Origin of the sequence: Streptococcus infantis (assembly GCF_001579645.1) — a bacterium.
GTDB lineage: Bacteria > Bacillota > Bacilli > Lactobacillales > Streptococcaceae > Streptococcus > Streptococcus infantis_E.
Map to the genome: position 1 here is coordinate 1 of NZ_LQZF01000213.1, position 246 is coordinate 246.

Here is a 246-nt window from a genome sequence, read left to right on the forward strand (position 1 = left end):
TAAATAGTCCGTACGGGATTCGAACCCGTGTTACCGCCGTGAAAAGGCGGTGTCTTAACCCCTTGACCAACGGACCATATTCTTAAATGGGCACGAGTGGACTCGAACCACCGACCTCACGCTTATCAGGCGTGCGCTCTAACCACCTGAGCTACGCGCCCAAGTTCAAAAACTTGGTAATGAACAAAGTTCAAAGCGGGTGACGAGAATCGAACTCGCGACAACAGCTTGGAAGGCTGTAGTTTT

General features: G+C 50.8%; 2 tRNA genes. Both read right to left on the reverse strand.

The window, feature by feature from the left end:
• Positions 1 to 4: 4 nt before the first annotated feature.
• Positions 5 to 76, reverse strand: a tRNA-Glu gene (locus SINDD18_RS10190).
• An 11-nt stretch (positions 77 to 87) separates the two neighbouring features.
• Positions 88 to 161 (reverse strand) — tRNA-Ile (locus SINDD18_RS10195).
• Between the last annotated feature and the right edge of the window lie 85 nt (positions 162 to 246).